The organism is Paenibacillus cookii (assembly GCF_018333375.1).
Taxonomy (GTDB): Bacteria; Bacillota; Bacilli; order Paenibacillales; family Paenibacillaceae; genus Paenibacillus_AQ; species Paenibacillus_AQ cookii.
The window spans coordinates 1-21029 of the sequence record NZ_BORW01000007.1 but is presented as its reverse complement, the minus strand read 5'-3'; the positions used below and the strand labels follow the sequence as shown (position 1 = coordinate 21029).

17 protein-coding genes are annotated in these 21029 nt (G+C 53.2%); 14 read left to right on the top strand and 3 right to left on the bottom strand.

Annotated features, from left to right (window positions below; all coding sequences use genetic code 11):
- The first annotated feature begins 111 nt into the window (after window positions 1–111).
- On the top strand, window positions 112–3186 hold the full coding sequence (locus KI367_RS08980; RefSeq protein ID WP_212949083.1) for a hypothetical protein: 3075 nt from the start codon (window positions 112–114) through the stop codon (window positions 3184–3186).
- A 193-nt stretch (window positions 3187–3379) separates the two neighbouring features.
- Here the strand turns inward: KI367_RS08980 and KI367_RS08975 are convergent, their stop codons facing one another.
- Entirely contained in the window at window positions 3380–3769 is a 390-nt protein-coding gene (locus tag KI367_RS08975; protein WP_036708543.1) for a cytochrome c oxidase subunit II, read from the bottom strand.
- A 272-nt stretch (window positions 3770–4041) separates the two neighbouring features.
- Between KI367_RS08975 and KI367_RS08970 the strand changes: the two genes are divergently transcribed.
- A complete protein-coding gene (locus KI367_RS08970) occupies window positions 4042–5184 on the top strand; it encodes a GGDEF domain-containing protein (RefSeq protein WP_212949081.1) in 1143 nt (380 codons plus the stop codon).
- Window positions 5185–5247: 63 nt separating this feature from the next.
- Here KI367_RS08970 and KI367_RS08965 read toward each other — a convergent pair whose 3' ends face one another.
- On the bottom strand, window positions 5248–5601 hold the full coding sequence (locus KI367_RS08965) for a phage holin family protein (protein WP_081992225.1): 354 nt from the start codon (window positions 5599–5601) through the stop codon (window positions 5248–5250).
- 300 nt (window positions 5602–5901) lie between these two features.
- On the opposite strand from KI367_RS08965, the gene KI367_RS08960 reads away from it, so the two are divergent.
- The 10 genes from KI367_RS08960 (at window position 5902) to KI367_RS08915 (ending at window position 18687) form a co-directional block, all read left to right on the top strand.
- Window positions 5902–8268: an endonuclease MutS2 gene (locus tag KI367_RS08960; RefSeq protein WP_212949079.1), complete on the top strand. Its 2367-nt coding sequence runs from the start codon at window positions 5902–5904 to the stop codon at window positions 8266–8268.
- A gap of 53 nt (window positions 8269–8321) precedes the next feature.
- Complete coding sequence (locus tag KI367_RS08955; protein WP_212949077.1) at window positions 8322–8741, top strand: DUF350 domain-containing protein; 420 nt, start codon at window positions 8322–8324, stop codon at window positions 8739–8741.
- 104 nt (window positions 8742–8845) lie between these two features.
- A complete protein-coding gene (locus tag KI367_RS08950) occupies window positions 8846–9400 on the top strand; it encodes a hypothetical protein (RefSeq protein WP_036708554.1) in 555 nt (184 codons plus the stop codon).
- A 115-nt stretch (window positions 9401–9515) separates the two neighbouring features.
- On the top strand, window positions 9516–10736 hold the full coding sequence (locus KI367_RS08945) for an MFS transporter (protein ID WP_212949075.1): 1221 nt from the start codon (window positions 9516–9518) through the stop codon (window positions 10734–10736).
- Between the two features lie 315 nt (window positions 10737–11051).
- A complete protein-coding gene (locus tag KI367_RS08940; protein ID WP_212949072.1) occupies window positions 11052–11819 on the top strand; it encodes an ABC transporter ATP-binding protein in 768 nt (255 codons plus the stop codon).
- The gene (locus tag KI367_RS08935; protein WP_212949070.1) at window positions 11806–13737 is read left to right on the top strand and encodes an ABC transporter permease; all 1932 of its coding nucleotides are present in this window, start codon (window positions 11806–11808) and stop codon (window positions 13735–13737) included. Before KI367_RS08940 ends, KI367_RS08935 begins: the two co-directional genes overlap by 14 nt.
- A 13-nt stretch (window positions 13738–13750) precedes the next feature.
- Window positions 13751–14119 (top strand): YxeA family protein, encoded by a 369-nt coding sequence (locus KI367_RS08930; protein ID WP_212949068.1) that lies wholly within the window; start codon window positions 13751–13753, stop codon window positions 14117–14119.
- Between the two features lie 64 nt (window positions 14120–14183).
- On the top strand, window positions 14184–16289 hold the full coding sequence (locus KI367_RS08925) for a M1 family metallopeptidase (RefSeq protein ID WP_246536798.1): 2106 nt from the start codon (window positions 14184–14186) through the stop codon (window positions 16287–16289).
- A 245-nt stretch (window positions 16290–16534) separates the two neighbouring features.
- Window positions 16535–17248 carry a response regulator transcription factor gene (locus tag KI367_RS08920; protein WP_036708563.1) on the top strand — a complete coding sequence of 238 codons (714 nt, stop codon included), beginning with the start codon at window positions 16535–16537 and terminating at the stop codon, window positions 17246–17248.
- Entirely contained in the window at window positions 17245–18687 is a 1443-nt protein-coding gene (locus tag KI367_RS08915; protein ID WP_212949066.1) for a sensor histidine kinase, read from the top strand. The genes KI367_RS08920 and KI367_RS08915 overlap by 4 nt, the downstream gene beginning before the upstream one ends.
- Before the next feature lie 20 nt (window positions 18688–18707).
- On the opposite strand, the gene KI367_RS08910 is transcribed toward KI367_RS08915, so the two are convergent.
- Window positions 18708–19949: an NAD(P)/FAD-dependent oxidoreductase gene (locus KI367_RS08910; protein WP_212949064.1), complete on the bottom strand. Its 1242-nt coding sequence runs from the start codon at window positions 19947–19949 to the stop codon at window positions 18708–18710.
- A 151-nt stretch (window positions 19950–20100) separates the two neighbouring features.
- Between KI367_RS08910 and KI367_RS08905 the strand changes: the two genes are divergently transcribed.
- Together KI367_RS08905 and KI367_RS08900 are read left to right on the top strand one after the other, a co-directional pair.
- A complete protein-coding gene (locus KI367_RS08905) occupies window positions 20101–20337 on the top strand; it encodes a hypothetical protein (protein ID WP_212949062.1) in 237 nt (78 codons plus the stop codon).
- A gap of 22 nt (window positions 20338–20359) precedes the next feature.
- A complete protein-coding gene (locus KI367_RS08900; protein ID WP_036708583.1) occupies window positions 20360–20752 on the top strand; it encodes a spore coat protein in 393 nt (130 codons plus the stop codon).
- The last annotated feature ends 277 nt before the right edge of the window (window positions 20753–21029 follow it).

Here is a 21029-nt window from a genome sequence, read left to right as displayed (position 1 = left end):
GGAATTGAACAAAGCCGCATCGAATCCATGTACATAACGATTCGATGTGGCTTTTTTTGCGAAAAGAACAGACATCTCAGACCAACACACATATGAAGGAGGGCGCAAGCAGTGACTACACCAGATCGTACACGCGTCACCGTAGAGATCTACGGGACTTCTTATAAATTGGTGGGCAGCAGTGCCGACTATATGAAAAAGATCGCCGCTTACGTCGATGAGCGGATGAACGCCATTTCCAAAAACCACGCCCGGCTCGATACGATGAAGCTTGCCGTGCTGACAGCCGTACATATGGCCGAGGAAGCCCTTCAGGTGAACGAGCTTCAAAACGAGGTCAAAATGCTGACCGGCGAAAGAAGCGAGCTGCGGAGCGAGCTGGCGAAGCTCCATACGCTCCGCGCGGAGCAGCAGGAGCTTTACGAAAAGCTTAGGGAAGAACATCATGCAAGCGTCAAGGAAAAGGAGGAGCTTCGCAAGCAGTGGGAAACCGAGCAGGCGGAGCTGAAGAAGCAGCTGGAAGACACGAAAACCTCGCTTGGCGCGGAACTGCAGAAAACCCGGGCTTCGCTCGGCAAAGAGCTGGAGGAAGCGCGCGCTTTGCTCAAGAAGGAAACGGAAATGAAGGAAACGCTGCAGCGGAAGGAGAAGCAGGCGGCCGAGCAGTACCAAAGAGACCGGCAATCGCTCGAAGCGCGGCATAAAACGGCGGTCCAGGAGCTTGAGAAGAGGCATGCCGCGGCGCTTCAAGCGGCGCAGCAGAAACAGCAGGAGCTGCTCAAAACCGCCGAAGACAAACATCTGGCCGCATTGAAGGAAGCCCGCGACAAGCATGAGGCTTCCCTGCGCGAGGCGGAGCAAAAACATCAGGCGGCCATCGATGGCTTAAACAAGCAATTGAGCGAGCTTCGGGAAGGAAACGCCCAGCTGCAAGGGAAGCTCCGCAGTCTGCAAGAGGAGCTGCAGCAATCGAAAAACGCGTATGCCAAGCTGCAGGAGCAGCACCAGGCTGCGCTGAAGAAGGAAGAAGTCTCCCAGACCGAGCTGAAGACGCTCAGGGAGCAGCAGGTTCGGCTGAACGGTCAGATCAACCGTCTCAAAGAAGAAGCGGCGCTTTCGGAAGAGGAGCATCGCCGGATGCAAAAACTTCTTGAAGAATACGGCGCATCCGCCCAGAAGCAGAAAGCGGAGCTTGAGAAGCTGGCTGCCGAGGCAGCCTCTTGGCGCAGCCAAGCCGACAAGCAAAAAGAAGAAATCGGCGATTTGGAACTCCGTCTGCTGGAGGCGGGAGAGCAGAACGATACGCTGGAAGCGGGCATGAAATCGCTCCATGACGAACTGAGCGTTCTGAAGGAGCAGCTCGCGGAGGAAATCCGGAAGGCGGAATCGGCAGAGCGGAACTACGAGGAGCAGCAGGCCCGGCTGGAACAGCAGCAGCGGCAGATCGAATACCAGAACCAAAAGCTCGAGGACCTGGACGAAACGCTGCAGCTGCAGGAACTGTCGATCGAGGAGCAGCAGGAGCTTCTTGCGGCCAAGGAGCTGCAGCTCCGTGAACGGCAGGAGCAGCTGGATTCGAGCCATGGGCTGATCGAGAAGCTTCAGCAGTCGCTGAGCGAGCAAAACGGCGTTCGGCAGCAGCTTGAGCGGAATCTTCAAGAAAGCGAAGCCCGGTACGGGGAGCTTCAGCAGTCGCTGAAGGAGAAGGAAGATCAATACATCGAACTTCAACGGACGCTGGAAGAAAGCGAAGGTCGATATAAGCAGCTTCAGGAGACGCTGGCGGAGAACGAAGCCCGGTACGAACAGCTTCTGCAGACGTTGAAGGAGAAGGAAGAACAACATCGTGATCTTCAACGGAAGCTCGAAGAGGGTCAAACCGAAAGCGATCAGCTTCTGCAGATGCTGGAAGAAAGCGAAGGTCGATATAAGCAGCTTCAGGAGACGCTGGCGGAGAACGAAGCCCGGTATGGTCAGCTTCGGCAGACTTTGAAGGAGAAGGAAGAACAATATCAGAATCTCCAACGGAAGCTCGAAGAGAACCAGTCCGAAAAGGATCGGATTCTGCAGACGCTGGAGGAGAAGGAAGCGCAACAACTTCAGCTTCGGCAGACGCTGGAGGAGAAGGAAGTCCTGCATGAGCAGATTCAGCGGGCTTTAGACGAGAGCCAAGCCCAATCCGGGCGGCTCCAGCAGTCGCTTGAGGCAAGCCAAGCCGAGCGGGCCAACCTGCAGGCGGCATTGGAAGAACATGAAACGCGGCATGCCGCATTGGAGCAGACCGCGGCGCAGCAAGAAGCGTTGCTTGAACAGCTCCGGCAGTCGATCGAAGATAAAGAAGAGCAGTACCGGAAGCTGCAGCGCCAGCATGGCGAAACGCTGCAGCAGCACGAGGTGCTCAGGGACCAATACGACCAGCGCCTTCGCGAACTGGATGAGCTGCTGAACCAACTGGCCGACCTGGGCGAGCAGTGCGAGCGGCTGCAGAGCGAGCTTGAGGATCGCGAGGCGGCCTACCGGGATGCGGAACGCCAGGCCAACGATTTCAGGCAGAAACAGGGCGACATGGAACGGCTCTATCAGGAGCACTTGAAGCAGTACGAAAACCTGAAGCAGCAGTATCAGGGCCTGCAAAAACAACATGAGGAACTGCAGCAAAAGGTTGCCGAAACGAAGCGGCAGCAGGAAGACACCGAAATCGAATACCTGCTGGTGCTGGAGGAAAAGGATGAGGCCGTCCGCAAGGTGGAAGAGCTGACGCGGATGCTGGACGACGCGGCCGACAGGGAAAACGAGCAGCGCGAACTGCTTCGCAGCAGCGAGCTGGCGATTCAGTCCTACCAGGAGAAGCTGGAAGAGATGATGAGTCGCGAGGAGCATTGGAACAGCAAAGAGCAGGAACTGAAAGCCGAACTTGCGGAATGGCAGCGCCAGATCGCCGCAGGGGAAGAACGGCTGGACCGCTTGCAGGACGAAAAGGAGCGCGCCGCCGCCGAGCTGCGCGAAGTCGGCGAAAGCTTTGAGCTCGTAGCCCATCAATATCGGCTCCTTCAAGCGGAGCTTGAACTCCAGAAGGAAAAAACGGAGGAACTGCAAAAAGAACACAGCTTGCTTCAGGATGAATATGCCAAGCTGCAAACGGAATATAACGAATGGATCGAATTGATCGAACAGGACCAAAGCTGATTGTTGCGATTTAAAAAGACGCAAATCCCCCTACAAACCGGGCAAGCAGGAACATCATCGTTGAAGTTCCTCCCTGCAGTTTTCGTAGGGGGATTTGCTTGAAGCCGTCGAACCGCCCAAGTCCCGCGAAACCAAACCTTTAAAGGCAGCGTTGGTTTTACGGGACCGTTTTGCGGCGTCTCCCGGCGCCTGGTTATTCGTCGACGACCACCTTGGCGATCATCGCGGTATGGCCGGCACCGCAAAATACCGAGCAGGTCATTTCGAACGTGCCGGTTTTTTGGGGCGTCACGACCTGGGATTTATGTTTATTGTCGAGCTGGAGTTCGAGACCCGGGATCAATACGCCGTGGGTGCCTTCCTCATTCTCGAACGTGATTTTGACGGGAACCCCTTTTTTGAGATGATATTCCTGTTTATCGAACGCATAATTGGTCGCTTTGATGACCAGTTCTTCGCTCGGGGCGACGCCCGTTTCGGCGACACCGCTGTCTTGCGACGAAGCATTTTTGTTCTTCTCCCCGCAAGCGGCAAGGACCAGGAGAAGCGTGCAGGAAAGAACCAAAGCAATGGCCTTTTTCAAGATGGACCCTCCTCAAAGCATTAAATTTGAAGTAACGATTCTAGTAGTCATCATACCCCAAAAATGGAAGCGCGGAGCCATCGGCATTTGAATAATTGGTGAACTCGGCGCCGGTTGCCGCCCGTATCGAACGAATATCAGCCTGATTTTCAATATTTTTACAATTAAAGATGTATTTTGGCCTGACGGTAAGCTATAATGATAATCACGATTTCATTTGTTATTCCTTGCAAGATTTATTCTTTCCTAAAGAGTAGGGGATTGACTTTTTCATGGATGGGAACAATGTTCTTTTGGAGGATCGGTGGCACCGAAAAATATTAAATGCTTACTGGATTGTCATGGGGATGTTTCTCTTGGCGCAGGCCGTTTTTTTGCTGTTCGGCGGAATCCCGCAGGGCGTGGCTGAGAAAGGCGGCATGTTCTGGCCCCGGCTTTTGTGCTCCAACGGGCTAACCTTATTGCTGCTGGGGATGACGGAAACGTGGCTGCGGCGCTGGACGAAACATCATAAAAAAGCCATAGTGGCATGCGGGTTTTTGATCTCGTACCTGTTTTATTTCATTATGGAGCCGGCCGCGGACGGTTCTCAGGTGGCGCTTTTGCTCCCGGTGTTGATTTCGATCGTGTATTTCGACCGGAGAATGATGTACGGCTTCGGCATGTTTACGATACTGATGTACGTTCCGATCTATTTTTTGCTGGAACGCCCGCTGTACGAGAAACCGATCCCGGAATTCATCCAGGTCGAAAGCGTGTTTGTGGTCTGCCTGATTTTCGGGAGAACCATTTTGATCCGGGTCAAGGAATTTTTCGCCTATTTGAAAACGGTAATGAAATCGGAACAGCAGCTGCTGGTCGAAAAAACCATTTCGGACAAGCTGCTCAAAATGGATGCGTTGACGGGACTTTACAATCATAAAACGTTTCATGAATACCTTGACGCTTTGCTGGAGCATTCGGAGAAATATCATTTGCCGCTGCAGCTGGCGATTATCGATATCGACGGTTTCAAAAAGGTCAACGATTCGTACGGACATTGGGTCGGCGATCTGGTGCTGAAGCAAGTGGCGTCGACGATCACTTCCATCATGACGCCGAATGACTTCGCGGCCCGTTACGGCGGGGAAGAGTTTGCGGTCATTTTTGCGGATAAAACGCTGGCGGAGGCGGAGCGCATTACGGAAGAGCTGCGAAAAGAGATCGCCGTCGTCGAGCTTTCCAACATGAAAGGCACTCCGGTCACCGTCAGCATCGGACTTTGCAATTACCAGCCGGGGGACGACAAGGAAACGTTGTTCCGCAAGGCCGACAGCGCTCTTTATCAAGCCAAGCGGACAGGTAAAAACAAAGTGGTGACGGTTTCCGATGCGATTCCGGCCGACTCGCCCCAAGGCAAGGTCGCTTCCATCTGAGCTTAGGGCCGGGCGAGACGAAAACACCCCTGTTCCATGGAACGGGGTGTTTTCGCTTGAGCGTTATTTACGGTCTTTGGCTGCGTTGAAGGCAGAAACCGGAATAAACAGGTCGATAATCCCGATCACGAGAGCGGCAAGAATCGCCCCAAGGATGGTGACGCTGACGCCGCCAACGATGAATTGGGCGATGTAAATGACCAGCGCGCTGACGATAAAACCGACAATGCCCCGACCGAACGGCGTGACTCGTTTACCGAAGATTCCTTCAATGACCCAGCCAAGCAATGCGATGACCAGGGCCAACAGCAGGGCGCTCCAGAATCCACCCACGGAAAATTGCGGAACGATCCAGCCGACAATCATAAGCACAATCGCAGAAACGATAAATCGCACGACATGACCCAGAAAATGCATGCAATTGGCCTCCTTTGCGTAAAAGATACGTAATATGAATCCATTTCATAATGCGTCCTGTTTACGTTCATTAGGAAATGGGTTCTGTATGCATCGTTTATTGTATTCAATTTATAAAATGTTATGTACCGGGCTTGGCCGGATTTATTGGAAATCCGGAATCACGCGTTTGACTTGCAAATAGCGAAGGCGCAGCCGTTTCGTATATAATAAGAGCGATATGGGGATTGCAGAATCGAGGCGGATGGAGAAGCTATCGTTTCTGCCCATCCCGATGCATGAGAGGAGCAGTGAAATTTCTTGGACGATAAAATTTTGCATACATTGGAATACCGCAAGATTTTAAATACATGCGCCGGCTATACCCAGACCTCCATGGGCAAACAAATCACGGAAAACGTAAGGCCGGATACCGACCTTGAATCCGTCAAAAGGCTGCTGCAGGCCACGGATGAGGCGTACACCGTGGAACGGCTGAAAGGAACGCCGACCTTTGGCGGAATCAGCGACGTATCGGCGGCCCTGAAACGGGCCAAAATCGGCGGCACGCTGAATCCCCACGAGCTTCTGGCGATCAGCAACACGACATACGGGGCAAGACGCATCAAACGTTTTATTTCCCAAATGAATGAAGACGAGCCGCTTCCGCTGCTTGCGGGCATCAGCGAAAACATTTCGGAGCAAAAAGCGCTGGAAGACGCCATCAAAGCGTGCATATCGGATGAGGCGGAGGTGCTGGATACGGCGAGTCCCGAGCTGGCCCAGATCCGGCGCGAGCTGCGTTCCGGCGAAGTGCGCATCCGCGAGAAGCTGGATAACATGATCCGCTCCTCGTCCGTCGCGAAAATGCTGCAGGATCAGCTGGTTACGATCCGCGGCGACCGGTTCGTCATCCCCGTAAAAGCGGAATACCGCTCGTATTTCGGCGGGATCGTGCATGACCAATCCGGTTCGGGCGCGACCTTGTTCATCGAACCGGAATCGATCGTGGCGATGAACAACAAACTTCGCGAGACCCGGATGAAGGAAGAACGGGAAATCGAAATTATTTTGCAGAAGCTGACGGCCAAAGTCGGGGAGGAAGCGGATTTGCTGCTGTTCGACCTGGATTTGGTCGGCCAGCTTGACTTTATTTTTGCGAAGGGCCGTCTGGCCCATGCCATGAAAGCTTCCAAGCCGATCATGAACGACCGGGGGTTCCTGAAGCTTCGCAAAGGGCGCCATCCGCTGATCGATATGGAAAAGGTCGTCCCGATCGACGTCGAGCTGGGGAACTCTTACACCTCGATCATCGTGACGGGACCGAATACCGGGGGCAAAACGGTCACGCTGAAAACGATCGGCTTGCTCAGCCTGATGGCGATGTCGGGGATGTTCGTGCCTGCCGAGGAAGGCAGCCAGCTTTGCGTCTTCGACGCCATTTACGCCGATATCGGGGATGAACAGAGCATCGAACAGAGCCTGAGTACCTTCTCAAGCCATATGACGAACATCATCCGTATTCTGAAAAACATGACGCCAAAAAGCCTGGTGCTGCTGGATGAGGTCGGCGCGGGCACCGACCCGGCGGAAGGTTCCGCGCTGGCGATCGCGATATTGGAGCACATTCACCGGACCGGCTGCCGCATGGTGGCAACGACGCATTACAGCGAGCTGAAGGCCTACGCCTATGAACGGAAATCCGTCATTAATGCCAGCATGGAATTCGACGTCAATACGCTCAGCCCGACCTACCGTTTGCTCGTAGGCGTGCCGGGACGAAGCAACGCGTTTGCGATCGCGGAACGGCTCGGGCTGCCGAACCCGATCCTCGATTTTGCGCGCGGCCAAGTCAATGAAGAGGATCAGCGCGTGGAGCATATGATCGCTTCCCTCGAGGAAAACCGCCTTGGCGCGGAAGTGGAGCGGGAGCAAGCCGAAAAGCTGCGCCAGGAGATGGAGCAGCTGCGCACCCGGCATCAGCAGGAGCTGGAGAAGCTCGAGCAGCAGCGCGACCGCTACATCGAAAAAGCGCAGGCCGAGGCGAAAGAGGTCATTGCCAAAGCGAAACGCGAAGCCGAGGAGATCATCGGAGAGCTTCGGCAGCTCGCGAAAGAAGAAGGCGCTTCGGTCAAAGAGCATAAGCTGATCGCCGCGCGGAAAAGGCTTGAGGATGCCGAACCGCAGCAGCGCAAAAAATCGGGAGCTCGAAACCAGCCGAAAGCTCCGCGGAAAATCGAAGCGGGCGACGAGGTGATGGTGTACAGCCTGAATCAGAAAGGCCATGTCGTCGAGCTGGCCGGATCGAAGGAAGCCGTCGTGCAGCTCGGCATCATGAAGATGAAAGTCAGTCTGGACGACCTGGAGCTGGTTCAGACGCATGAAGCGGCAGCCAAGCAGGTTCAGCGCCAGGCAACGACCGTCAAACGGACCCGGGACGAGAATGTCCGGAGCGAGCTGGATTTGCGCGGCGCCAATCTCGAAGAGGCGTTGATCGAAGTCGACCGCTTCATCGACGAAGCTTTCCTGGGCAATTTGGGGCAGGTTTACCTGATCCATGGAAAAGGCACCGGCATCTTGCGGAAAGGGATTACGGATTATCTGCGCAGGCATAAACACGTCAAAAGCTTCCGTCTGGGCAACTATGGCGAAGGCGGAACCGGCGTGACGGTAGCGGAGCTGAAGTAAACGGCCGGCTGCTGCCGGCTGCGGCTGCGGGCAGATATGAAGGAGGCAGGACGATGAAAAACTGGGTAGATCAGATGCTTTCCCATCCGCTTGGGATTCTGATCGGTTATTTTTCGGTAGCCATATTGGGTTTGATCGTATTTTTGTACCTGTTCGAGCTGGTGGCCAAGTATAATTGCTGGAACGAGATCAGCCGCGGCAATGTCGCGGCATCTCTGGCGACCGGCGGAAAAATTTTCGCCATCGGCAACGTGTTGAGGTACAGCATCGAGGCGAAAACCTCCATATACGATACGATGAAGTGGGCGTTTTTTGGTTTTGTTTTGCTGTTTGCGGCATATTTGCTGTTCGAGTTTTTGACTCCGGTGTTTTCGGTCGACGAGGAAATCCGGAATGATAACCGCGCGGTAGGGATCATTTCCCTGCTGATCTCGGTATCCTTGTCTTACGTGATCGGCGCTTGCATTTATTAGGGGGATAACATGAAGAACCTGATAAGAATTTTATTCGTGGCCGCTTTAATCTTTTTTATCGTTGGCATCTATTATTTAATGAATCATTGAGGAGATGAATGGCAATGGAAACGACCGTTTGCCCTTGGTGCCAGACGGAGATCGTCTGGGACGAAGAAATTGGACCGGAAGATACCTGTCCGCACTGCCAGAACGAATTGAAAGGGTACCGTACGCTGAACATCCAGCTCGGCGACGAGGAAGAAGAACCCGAAGAGCAGGTGGATTGGGAAGACGAAGCCGATGAGGAGGACGCTGCGGCGTTTTGGGGGCAAGAGGATATGCGTCACAGTCTCCCTCCTTCCATCCGTACGCTGGATAAATTCGAAGAAAGCCACGACCTGATGAATTACGAGGAGACCGTGGAAAAGATGTTGGATGAACAGGAAGAAGTGCCCGAATGTCCGAAATGCCGCGATTACATGATTTTGGCCGGCACGCAGGAGGTGACGGGAGACGGCTTTAAGCCCGCGCAATATAGCGCCCTGAAATCCCCGGTCATTCAGCCTCCTTTCCGGGTCAATATGTATATCTGCACCGGCTGCTTCCATGTCGAAACCAATTTGACCGAGGAAGACCGGCTGCGCATGGTGGATCATTTAAGCCGGGAAAAGGCCTGATCTGCAGCATCCGAATGGTCTGCAGCATCCGAATGGTTTGAAATTTTCAAAATGATATCCCTCCCTTTGGGGCATGTTAAGACCGAGCATGTCCGGCGATCCAAAGGGGGGACTTATGAAAACGACGGCACATTTGAACCGCCAATCGCTGCTTTTGCTGGCCGTGAACGGGTTGATCGTGTTGGCCGGAGCACTTTCCGGCACGTTTTTGAATGTATACTTATGGAAAAGCAAGCAGGATTACGCGATGATCGGCTGGTTTACCGTCGCCCAGCAGGTGGCTGTCGGGCTTACCTTCTGGCTGGGCGGCAAATGGGTGAAAGAATACAACAAGATGAATGCCCTGCGTGCAGGCATCGTTCTTTCGGGTTTGTTTTATCTTTTCGTTTTATGGGCAGGCCCTCACGCCGTCCGGTGGATTTGGCCGCTGGGGCTGCTGCTCGGCATTGCGATGGGACTTTTCTGGCTTTCGTTTAACGTGGTGTATTTCGAAGTGACCGACCGGGCCAACCGCGATTTGTTCAACGGCTGGGTCGGGCTGCTCGGATCGGTGACCGGCATCGTCGGCCCTTGGTTCTCGGGGCTGCTGATTACATGGCTCAAAGGCGACCGCGGATACCGGGTCGTATTTACCATTTCGCTGGCGATTTACGGTCTCTGCGTCGTCTTAAGCTTTTTTCTGAAAAAGCGGAAAAACGGCAGCGGCTATCATTGGATGGAACCGATCGCGCAGCTGCGGAGCAAAGGAAATCCGTGGCGTCTGATGGCCCCCGGACTGATCGCGCAAGGGGTGCGCGAAGGCGTGTTCGCCTTTTTGATCGGCCTGCTCGTTTTCGTGGCGACGAAACAGGAGTCCAAGCTGGGACAGTTTACCCTCATCACGTCCGCCATCTCGCTCCTGACATACTGGCTTGCCGGAAAATGGTTCAAGCCCAGGTTCCGGAGCGCCGGGATGCTTGTCGGAGCGCTGCTGCTGTGGATCGTCATCGTCCCGCTGCTCTGGAAAACCGGCTACGGCACGCTGCTCGTGTTCGGGATCGGAACGTCCGTGTTTATGCCGCTGTACATTTTGCCGATGATATCGTCGGGGTTTGACCTGATGGGCACAAGCGACGAAACGGTGGAGAAACGGGTCGAGCTGGTCGTTCTGCGCGAGCTGAGCCTGATGGCCGGCCGGCTGTTGGGGACGTTTATTTTTATCGCCGTATTGATGGTGAGCAAGACGCCGCTGACCATTACGGTGCTGATGCTGGTCCTCGGCGCATCGCCGATCGCCAGCTGGATATTCGTCCGCAAGCTGCTGAAGGCGGAGAAGTCGGCCGTAACCAACAAATAGCACATCCATTTGCCAACCCCCCCCCCCCGGGTAACGCTTAACCAGCGTCCCGGGTTTTTTTTGTGCCTGTTCGGGATGATCCCCGCACAGTTGCCTGAATCGGTTGCGAATTCCGGCCCCATTTGTTGCCCCATTTGTTGGGGCTATTTTTATTTTTAAATTTAAGGTTGCTGTAAGGTTGGGATTAAAACGCTGTAAGGTTCGGGCTTTAAGATTAGGTTTGTGATCAACTCAACTCCTACTTCCTGTAGCGCATCTCGCATAGGGAACCCAAAATATGTAGGCCAAAAAATGATTCATATAAGGAGAACACCAATGAAAACGATACTCCAAGCTAAACACGTCAACAAAACCTTTGGTACAAAAGGAAACCAATATACGGCGCTGCAAAACATCGACCTGAGCATCGAAGAAGGCGAATTCGTCGGCATCATGGGCCCTTCGGGCGCCGGCAAATCGACCTTGCTGAACATTTTCTCCACGATCGATACCCCGACGTCCGGGGAAATCACGATCGACGGGCAAAACATCGTCACCATGAACGAAGAGAAGCTTTCCGATTTCCGCCGGAATAAACTCGGGTTTATTTTTCAGGATTACAACCTGCTCGATACGCTGACGGTCAAGGAAAACATTTTGCTTCCGCTGGCCCTGTCCAAGGTACCTGCGGCAGAGATCGAAAAGCGGGTGGAGGCCATCGCCGATACGTTCGGCATCCGCCAGATCCTCGACAAGTACCCGTACCATATTTCGGGCGGCCAAAAGCAGCGGGCGGCGGCATCGCGGGCGATCGTGGCGAATCCGAGCCTCATTTTGGCGGACGAACCGACCGGGGCGCTTGATTCGAAATCGGCGACCAGTCTGCTCGAAAGCTTAAGCAAGCTTAACCAGGGGAACCAAGCAACCATCCTGATGGTAACGCATGACGCTTATGCCGCGAGTTTCTGCAAGCGGGTCATTTTCATCAACGACGGACGGCTGTTCCGGGAGCTTCATAAGGACGGATTAACGCGGAAGGAGTTTTTCGGACGGATTCTCGAGGTGCTGGCTTCGCTCGGAGGTGAACATCATGACGCTGTTTAGGATCGCCGGGAAAAACATCCGGAAAAATTTCACCGACTATTTTCTTTATTTCGCATCGATGATTTTCAGCATCGTCATTTATTTTACTTTCGTGTCTTTGAAATACGACAATACCATTCAGTCGGCATCGGACGGATCGCAGAAAATCAGCTCGGCTTTCAGCGGGGCGGCGGTCGTGCTGATCGTGTTCGTGGCCATTTTCATCTGGTATTCGAATTCGTTTTTTACCCGCAAGCGCAAAAAAGAGGTCGGGCTGTATTCCTTGCTTGGCGTGCGCAAAAAACAGATCGGGCGGATGCTTTTTTACGAGAATTTCCTGATGGGCATTCTGGCCCTGATCGTCGGAATCTCGCTTGGATCGGTGCTCAGCCGGTTTTTCGTCATGATATTGATGAAGGTGATGGGTTATTCCGTTGTGGCGAATTTCTCCATTTCCCCGGCTGCAATCTTGAATACGTTCCTGGTGTTCATGATTATCACGCTGATCACGTCGGTCCAAGGCTATCGCCTGATCTATCGTTTCAAGCTGATCGAGCTGTTCAAGGCAGATCAAGAGCACGAAAAGGAACCGAAGTCTTCCGTCCTGATCGCTTTGCTGTCCGTGATCCTGATCGGTTTCGGCTACTGGCTCGCGCTGCAAAACCTGGTCACGTCAAAAGCTTGGGCAACGCTTGGTTTTATGCTGACGCCGCTGGTCATTTTGATCACCGTCATTTTGGGCACGTATCTGCTGTTTAACACGTTGACCGTCTCGCTGCTGAAGCTGTCGCGCAAAAACAAAAAAAGCTACTGGAAGGGCCTGAATTTGATCGGCACGTCCCAGCTTTTGTACCGGATGAAAGGGAATGCCCGCACGCTGACCGTCATTGCGGTGCTGAGCGCGACGACGCTGACGGCGGTGGGAACGGCGTACAGCTTGTACTACAACAACCGATTGAACGCGGAGATGGCGAATCCGAACAGCTTTACGTTTATCGGCGTGGACGGAAAAACAACCGCCAAGGCCGATCAGGCGATCGGGCAGGCTCCGGGGCATAAAGTGCTCTACCACGAGTCCGTTCCTGTTCTTGAAGTGGATGCCGATATCTCCGGCCTGAAGCAAAACGCAGGTTCGATGGAGCAAACGTACAGCGTGATTGCCAGCCGAGATTTTAACCGTTTGGCGAAACTGCAAGGCCGGGACGACTTCGTCAGCCTTGAAGGAAGCGAAGCCGCGGTGCTGGATCCGGCGTACATGGAGGGCATTTCCCCGGACTACGTGGGTTCGACGGTCAAGCTGCAGGGAAAAGGCATCAACGAAGCCATCCGGTTCAAAGCGCTCAAAGAATACACCGTGTTGAACCTTGGAACGGTCTACTCGACCATCGTCGTCGGCGACGAGATGTTTGCGGCCCTTCAGCCGAAGGCCCAAACGACTACGATTGAAGCTTACGGCATTTCGCGCCAGGACAAGGCGAAGGAACTGACGAAGCAGCTTCAAAGCATCTTGCCGGAGAAAGCGGAGCTTTCGAGCTTTTACGACCAATATGCGCGAGGGATGGAATCCAGCGGCTTGCTGATGTTTATGGGCGGATTTCTCGGTTTGGTTTTCCTGGCCGCGACAGGCAGCATCATTTATTTCAAACAGCTGACGGAAGCCAGCAGCGATAAAGCCCGTTATTTGATTTTGCATAAAATCGGCGTCAAAAAGAGGGAAATCCGCAAATCCGTCGCCAAACAGGTACTGTTCATTTTTGCCCTGCCGCTTGCTTTCGGCATCGCCCACTGCGCCGTCGCGTTGATGGCCTTATCGAAGCTGATGATGACCAGCCTGGTCGTTCCGGTCGTCAGCTGCATGGGAATCTATGTCTGCATCTACCTGATCTATTATTTCTTAACAGTGCATGCTTACTGCAAAATCGTTACCAATACAAAATAAGGAGTGAACGGGAATGAAAAAAGGGATTATCGCTTTGGCCGTCGTTTTGATCGTTCTGGTCGGGTTCATCGTATTCATCCAAAACGTGAATATCAACCGCCTGGGCGCGCACCAATATTACGTTCAGGTGAACCAAGAAGGAAAGAAAGTGGAAGATAAGTCGGACAGTGGACAAAAGTATGTTTCTTACGAATACACCCTGGAGGGGTTTGATGCTAACGGGAAGGAAAAAAGCCTGGCCTTTACCGCATTCAAAGAACTGCGCAAAGAAGCGTACCTGCGAATCTATGTGAAGGGGGATGAAGTCAGCTCCTACCAGGAGGTGCAGGCCTCGGAGCTGCCCGAGGGGGCAAAACGAAAGCTGGAAACAGCCGGGAAATAGGGACCTGCGCCGCCTTAAAGCTCATATATATCAATCTTATTTTTGGATCAAGGGAGAGAAAACGATGAAAAAAACTGCCTTTAAAACCGTATCCCAAAAAACGCTGGCTTATTCGCTCGCATTTACGCTTGCAGCTTGCCCGCTGGCCAGCGCCGGTCATGTTCTGGCCGCGCCGGCAGCGGCATCCGCGGATTCCGTAGAGGCTGCGCAGGCGCATGCCCAAGCCCAAGTGGCGTACCGGATTGACGCTAGGCTCGACGAAAAAAACATGCGCATCCAAGGGAGAGAAACGGTCACGTACCGGAACACGTCCAAAGATACGCTGCGGAAGATCGTCTTCCATACGTTTGCCGATGCCAACCGGTCCAAAGCGACCCAAACTTCGATGTTTGAGCAAAACAACGAGGAGATCCGAAAGGAAAATCCACAGAAGAAGCCGGAAGATTTTCTTGGAGGCATCGACATCTTGAGTGCGTCGGCGGGCGGGGAAGCATTGGCCTACCAAAACAGCAATCAGGCTCTGACCGTTGAATTGAAGCAGGAGCTAAAGCCAGGGGAAGCGGTAACGGTAGAAATCGGCTTTGAGGTGAAAATTCCTTTCGGCATGCAGCGCCTGTCCTATTACAAGGATATCGTCAACGGCGCACATTGGTTCCCGGTCATGTCGGTCTACGACAAGGAGAAGCATGAGTGGGATCAAACGCCGTACAGCAAAATCTTCGAAACCGATTATTACGACTCCTCGGATTTCGAAGTTCATTTAAACGTGCCGGATTCCTACCGGCTGCTGATGCCGGGTACGATCTCCACGCAGGCGGACCCGCAGGAGCCCGGCCGGCAAATCGTGTCTGCCGTGGCGAACAACACCCGGGAATTCGTCTTTTTTGCCAGCCCGAATTATAAGGTGGAGAGCATAACGCGTGACGGCTTGACCATTGAATATTATTATTTCGACAATATGCCGGACAAGAAACAAATCGTCGATGAATACATCGACACCGCTTTTAAGGCGATTCAATTTTTTAGTGAAAAATACGGGAAATATCCTTATCCTGAGTTCCGGATCGCGGAGTCGTACGTAGAGGGGGTGGCGGTCGAGTTTGCCCGGGTCATCCAAATGGGGCAAATCCGGCCGAATAGCGACCCGGCCCATGATTACGTGTTCGTGCACGAAATCGCCCACCAATGGTTTCATGCCCTGATCGGCAACAACTCGGAGAAAGAATCGTTTTTGGATGAAGGATTTGCCGATTTTTCGAAGGTTTATTTTGCGGAAAAACAAGGGGACGACTTAAACGGGTTCAAATCGATCCAAATCGACGATTTGTCTTCCATAGATAAGCCGATCGCCGGAACCAATACGGAAGTAGGAGACTTGCAGAGTCCAACCTTTTACAATAAAGGACGCCAGGCCATTTACCAGCTGTACCGGAACGTGGGCGAAGAGAAATTCGACATGTTCATGAAAGAATATTTCAAACGGTACGAGTTCAAAAACGCGACGATCGAAGGGCTTTTGCAGACGATCCAGGATACGCTCGGCGATGAGTCGCGAAAGGAAATGGACAAGATCCTGCATGATCCGCATTTTGCCCTAAAGCCCGAATACCGATTGTCTGAGGCGGAAGAAGCCGCTTTTTGGCATGAACAGTTTAAAACTTCGTACCGTTCTTCCTTGTCCCAAATTCCGAATCTGCCGGCGGAAACGATGAGCCGCATCATGGATAAGGCGCTGCAGGGCGAACCGTTGACGATCGTGGTGAGCGATCAGGCCGGCAGCCAAGCGAAAAAACAGCAGCAAACGATCTTGGCGCAGCTTGAAGGGACGCTTGGGATCATGGGCATTCCATACGAGGTCGTTTCCGACCGGCAAACACTTAAGAAAAAGCTGAAAAAAGAGCTGCCAAGCAGCAATATCATTGCCATCGGCAGCGCGAAAACGAACGGACTCATCCAGGCGCTTAAACCCGGCATCATGCAGAAATCGAAGGCCATCGGCTTCGACTGGAAAGGCAAGATGAACCAAAAGGCATCTTCAGGCGCTTATGTCATTAAACATCCATACAATCAAAACCGCCTGCTGCTGCATTTTTTCTGGAACGGTGACGCCCTGAACAGCGACGCGGTCGAGCCGTTTGCGGAGCAAATGCTTGAGAGCACTCAACTTTAGCACCGACTTTTATCAGTATTACGTTTTGAACAAAACAGGCCAAATCGCAACAGACAAAAAGATCGCTAACCCGATCGCGAAATTTTTCGGAGAAGAATAAGATCAAGCAAGCCGCTAGCCAAAACGCCGGTTTCAAGTTATGGTTATAGTAATTGGCAGGGCGGGGAAGATGATACTGCAAGGCCGCGGGGAGCGGCCTCGCGGTTTTTTTGTTCCGCATGGTTAGAATAGGAGGTCGAACGGAATTGTCGCTAAGCCAAAAAATACTGATCGTGGACGATGAAGAAGATATTTTGAAGCTCCTGAAAACGGTTTTGATCAAGGAAGGATTCGAGCACGTACATACCGCCGCTACGGCGAACGAAGGCTGGCGCAAGTTTCAGGACAAGCAGCCCGATCTCGTTATTTTGGATATCATGCTCCCGGACGGCGAAGGGTATGACGTCTGCAAACAAATCCGGAGCGTTTCGAACGTGCCGATTTTCTTTTTGTCGGCCAAAACCGAGGAAATCGATAAAATACTCGGATTTGCCATCGGCGGCGACGACTATATCACCAAGCCGTTCAGCCCGAAGGAAGTGGCTTACCGGATCAAAGCCCGTTTTAGAAGAGCGGAGGCCGTGCCGGAAGAGGAGAAAAAGGACCGCATCCTGAAAGCAGGTCCGTTCGAGCTCAACGAACAAACATTCGAACTGAAAAAAAACGGCGAAATCATCGAGCTCAAACCGAAGGAGCTTGGGCTGTTTACCCATCTGCTCAAGCACCCGAACCGGATCATCAGCAAAGAAAGCCTGTACGACCAAGTATGGGGAGAGGAATCCTTCGGATACGACAATACGGTCATGGTCCATGTCCGGCGGCTGAGGGAAAAAATCGAGGATGATCCTTCGAATCCGCAGTTTTTGGTGACGGTGAAGGGGCTCGGGTACAAGCTCGCCCTGGAGGAAACGAAACGATGAAATGGAGGCTGACCGGCAGGTACTTGGCATCCGTCGTCCTGATCGTCGTCATCGTCATTATCATCAACTTCCTGATTTTGGCCGGGTTGTATATATACCATAACGTATCCCCCAAATCCCCGCTCAAATACGGAGAAGATTCGGCCGAGGGCATCACGCGCTCATTCGCCCAAGAGATCGTCGTTTCCGGATCGGGGATGGCCATCACCGAGCAGGGAAAGAAAACGCTGGAGGGCCATGGCGCCTGGATTCAAATTTTGGACGATAACGGCAGGCAGGTTTATGGCTATCTCGTACCGTCCGGGGCCAAAACCAAATATACGCCGCTGGATATCGTCCAGACTTACAAGTATATGGAAAAAGAGCTGATGTCGACGGTTTTTATCGGGGAAAAGGCGATCGACGGCAAACGCTACAGCTATTTGATCGGCTTTCAAAATCCTTATCTGGAACGAAACATATTTACCTACGATATCCGGTCCGTGGGGCGCTTCCTGCAGATCGGAATCCTGACCGTGCTATGCGTCGACGGCTTCATCGCGCTTTGCATCGCTTACCTGTTCGGCAAAAGGTTAACCCGGCCGCTTCACGCCCTGATTGACGGGATTAAGCAGCTGGCCCATAAAAACTACCGGATCCGGTATGAAGCCAAAGGCATCTACAAGGACGTGTTTTATAACGTAAACGTGTTAAGCGAGGAACTGCGCGCAAGCGAAGCGGAACGAAAAAAGCTGGACCGGATGAAAGAGGAATGGATCGCGAACATTACGCATGACATCAAAACGCCGCTCGCATCGATTCAGGGATACGCGGAGATGATGAGGGACAAGGATTACGAGTTTACGGTCGAAGAGATGCGCGAGTATGCGGAAGTGATCGAGCGGAAATCGCTGTACCTCAAAGACGTCATCGAGGATTTGAACCTGTCGACCCGCCTGAAAAACAAAAACATATCCCTCAACCTAAAACAGGCGAATCTCGTAAGCCTTGTCCGGAATACCGTCATCGACATGCTGAACGATGCGCGCTACGGGAGCCGAAACATCGATTTTCGGTACAGCGACGAGATGGTCATCATGGATGTGGACGAAATTTTGATCCGACGGGCCGTGAGCAATTTGATTTATAATGCGGTCGTTCATAATGCGGAGGATACGGCCGTTCAAGTCAGCGTAGAGAAACACGGCGGAACGGTCTCCATCGTCGTGGAGGATCAGGGCAAAGGAATCCGGGAGGAAGAACTGGAGCGCGTGTTCGACCGGTATTATCGCGGGACCAATACGGGCGAGCTGCACAAGGGTTCGGGCCTGGGCCTGGCCATCGCGCACGATATCGTCCAGGCGCACGGAGGCAAAATCGATGTGGACAGCGAGCTTGGCCGGGGAACCCGCATCGAAATTAGGTTGGGAATGGCAAAAGCAGGCGATGTCAACAGATGACGTTGGCCTGCTTTTCCATGTCAACGAATCGTCAACGAGTCGGACGGCGAAGGTTTGCTGCTCCGCTGGAGGGAAAACATGTTCAGTTCCGGGCGCGGCCGGCCTGTGAGCTCGTCCCCCAGCAAATCCGCGGCGATCATGCAGTAGACCGTGCCGTTGCCGCCGTACGCTTCGATAAAATAACAATTCGGGTAATCCGGGTGCGGGCCGACCATCGGCATTCCGTCATGGGTCGTCCCGAAAATCGAAGCCCACGCGCAATCCGCTTCAAGGCGGGCGTAAGCGGGAAATAACTTGCGGATTTCTTCGATCAGAACCTTCGTCCGGTGCAGGAGGCGGGCTTCGCGTTTCTCCGGGGCCGGTGGGGACTCGTCCAGTCCGCCCGCCACGATGCGGTTGTCCGGGGTCGTCCGCATATAGAGATAAGGCCTTGCCGTTTCCCAAATCAAACAGCGTTCATGCCAATCGGACAAATCGCCGACGGGTTTGGTCAATACGGCGTAAGAAACGTTGATGACGGCGTTTTTATCCTTTTTCAATTCCTGTGTTTCGTACCCCATCGAAAAAATGACTTTGTTGGCGCGGATTTTCTTGCCGTTCGCATAACAAGTGACCCCGTGCTCGGCGAATTCGAAGTGAACCGCTTCGGTCTGTTCGTAGATGCCGGCTCCTTGCTCCGCCGCCGCTTTAACCAAAGCGTGAACCAGGCGGTAAGGATTGACTTCCGCGTCGCCGTCCTTGTAAAGCGCGGCCGGTTTCGTGAAAGGCATGCGTTTTCCGATCTCTTGTTTATCCCAGTACTGCACTTGGAAACCGTGTTTTCTAAGCGTTCGATACTCCTCCCGGAGCATTTCCACGTCGTCTTCGCTGCTGGCAAAATACAGGCTGCTGCGGGGGACGAACTCCAGTCCCGGCGAAAGCTTGGCGCAAATCTCCCGGATTTGTCGGATGCTTTGTTCGCACTTTTTATAGAAAGCGACGCCGATCTCCTCGCCGAAGGTGTGGATCATGGACGTCAGGGATTTGTCGTTCGAACTTTGAAGCAAACCGGTGTTGGCCGCCGTGCTGCCGCCCCCGATGTTTCTTTTGTCGATGAGTACGATGTTCTGGTGGCGCGCCGCGAGTTGATAGGCCATCATCGCGCCGCTCATCCCGCCGCCGACGATGAGGAAATCGCAATCCACGTCTTGATCCAGCACGGGATATTCGGGTGCGGGCTTCAGCGTATGGGGCCACGCCGGATTTCCGCTGTTCAAGATCATCGTTTTTCGCTCCTTTCCCTTTAGATACCAGCCTCGTTTGCTCCCCATTCAGTATTTCTCGATCTCATGCCGTTTATCGGCTGCACATAGAAAAAAATGACCGGGATATAATAAGCACGAGTTAAATATCCCCAGAGGAGGCAAAAACGTTATGCAATCCGGTCAAATGCAGCCGATCACCGGCAAAGAACTGGAGTATATCGTCGATTCGATATCCAATGAAGATTTGCTGATCAAGCAGTGCGCCGCGACGTGCGCCACGACCCAAAACCCGACGATTCAGCAGGCTCTGCAGCAGTATATCCGCTCGATGGACCATCATCTGGACCTGCTCGTCCAAGCGCTGCAGCAGCATCAGCCGCTTGCGCCGACGCAGCCGCAGCAATAAATTCCAAAGGAGGCACGCATAGATGTACTATCAACAATCCGGCAATTCCGCCTTTATGCAGGATGAGGACCTGCTCTACACCATCCTCGCAGACCTGAAACGGACGGTAAGGGAATATACGACGGCGACGACGGAGTCCTCCTGCCCGGCCGTTCGGAACCTGTTCACGCAGCTGACCAACGATACGCTCCGCATGCAAGGCGAACTTTATAACCTGATGAAGCAGCTCAACATGTACTCGACTTCCTCCAAGGCCCTGCGCCAGGATCTCGACAAGCAGGTTCAGAGTGCGCGGAACACGCAGCAAAAAACCCGGCAATTCGTGCAGCAAAAAACGTCCAACATGGGGCAATACGCGCAGGCCGCGCAAATCCAGCCTCCGCAGCAAAACGCTCAAAATCCTTACTACATGTAAAACATAACCTGCTTCCCGCCTGCTCAAACATGGGATGGAAAAGGGCGGGGCAAGGGGCATGGCACAATTTTACCGTCTCAAATTCGGCCCACGCCGCGGAGACGGTTTTTCTTTGCATGCACCCTAAAGTATTGTAATATTAGTATTAATCCTGAATTTCGAAAGTACTGCTCTTTGAAAATATGAAAAAGTGCTCAAATCTTTGGTAGAATGGTGTTTGTCGAGAACACATCACCCAAAGAGAGGAGCACCCTTAAGGTGAAGTCTACCACACCCG

What these genes read in the sequence shown, in the direction of transcription:
- KI367_RS08970 (WP_212949081.1), top strand. Translation starts at nt 4,042, where the DNA reads ATGGATGGGAACAATGTTCTTTTGGAGGATCGGTGGCACCGAAAAATA.
- KI367_RS08965 (WP_081992225.1), bottom strand. Translation starts at nt 5,601, where the DNA reads ATGCATTTTCTGGGTCATGTCGTGCGATTTATCGTTTCTGCGATTGTG.
- KI367_RS08955 (WP_212949077.1), top strand. Translation starts at nt 8,322, where the DNA reads ATGAAAAACTGGGTAGATCAGATGCTTTCCCATCCGCTTGGGATTCTG.
- KI367_RS08950 (WP_036708554.1), top strand. Translation starts at nt 8,846, where the DNA reads ATGGAAACGACCGTTTGCCCTTGGTGCCAGACGGAGATCGTCTGGGAC.
- KI367_RS08945 (WP_212949075.1), top strand. Translation starts at nt 9,516, where the DNA reads ATGAAAACGACGGCACATTTGAACCGCCAATCGCTGCTTTTGCTGGCC.
- KI367_RS08940 (WP_212949072.1), top strand. Translation starts at nt 11,052, where the DNA reads ATGAAAACGATACTCCAAGCTAAACACGTCAACAAAACCTTTGGTACA.
- KI367_RS08935 (WP_212949070.1), top strand. Translation starts at nt 11,806, where the DNA reads ATGACGCTGTTTAGGATCGCCGGGAAAAACATCCGGAAAAATTTCACC.
- KI367_RS08930 (WP_212949068.1), top strand. Translation starts at nt 13,751, where the DNA reads ATGAAAAAAGGGATTATCGCTTTGGCCGTCGTTTTGATCGTTCTGGTC.
- KI367_RS08925 (WP_246536798.1), top strand. Translation starts at nt 14,184, where the DNA reads ATGAAAAAAACTGCCTTTAAAACCGTATCCCAAAAAACGCTGGCTTAT.
- KI367_RS08915 (WP_212949066.1), top strand. Translation starts at nt 17,245, where the DNA reads ATGAAATGGAGGCTGACCGGCAGGTACTTGGCATCCGTCGTCCTGATC.
- KI367_RS08910 (WP_212949064.1), bottom strand. Translation starts at nt 19,949, where the DNA reads ATGATCTTGAACAGCGGAAATCCGGCGTGGCCCCATACGCTGAAGCCC.
- KI367_RS08905 (WP_212949062.1), top strand. Translation starts at nt 20,101, where the DNA reads ATGCAATCCGGTCAAATGCAGCCGATCACCGGCAAAGAACTGGAGTAT.
- KI367_RS08900 (WP_036708583.1), top strand. Translation starts at nt 20,360, where the DNA reads ATGTACTATCAACAATCCGGCAATTCCGCCTTTATGCAGGATGAGGAC.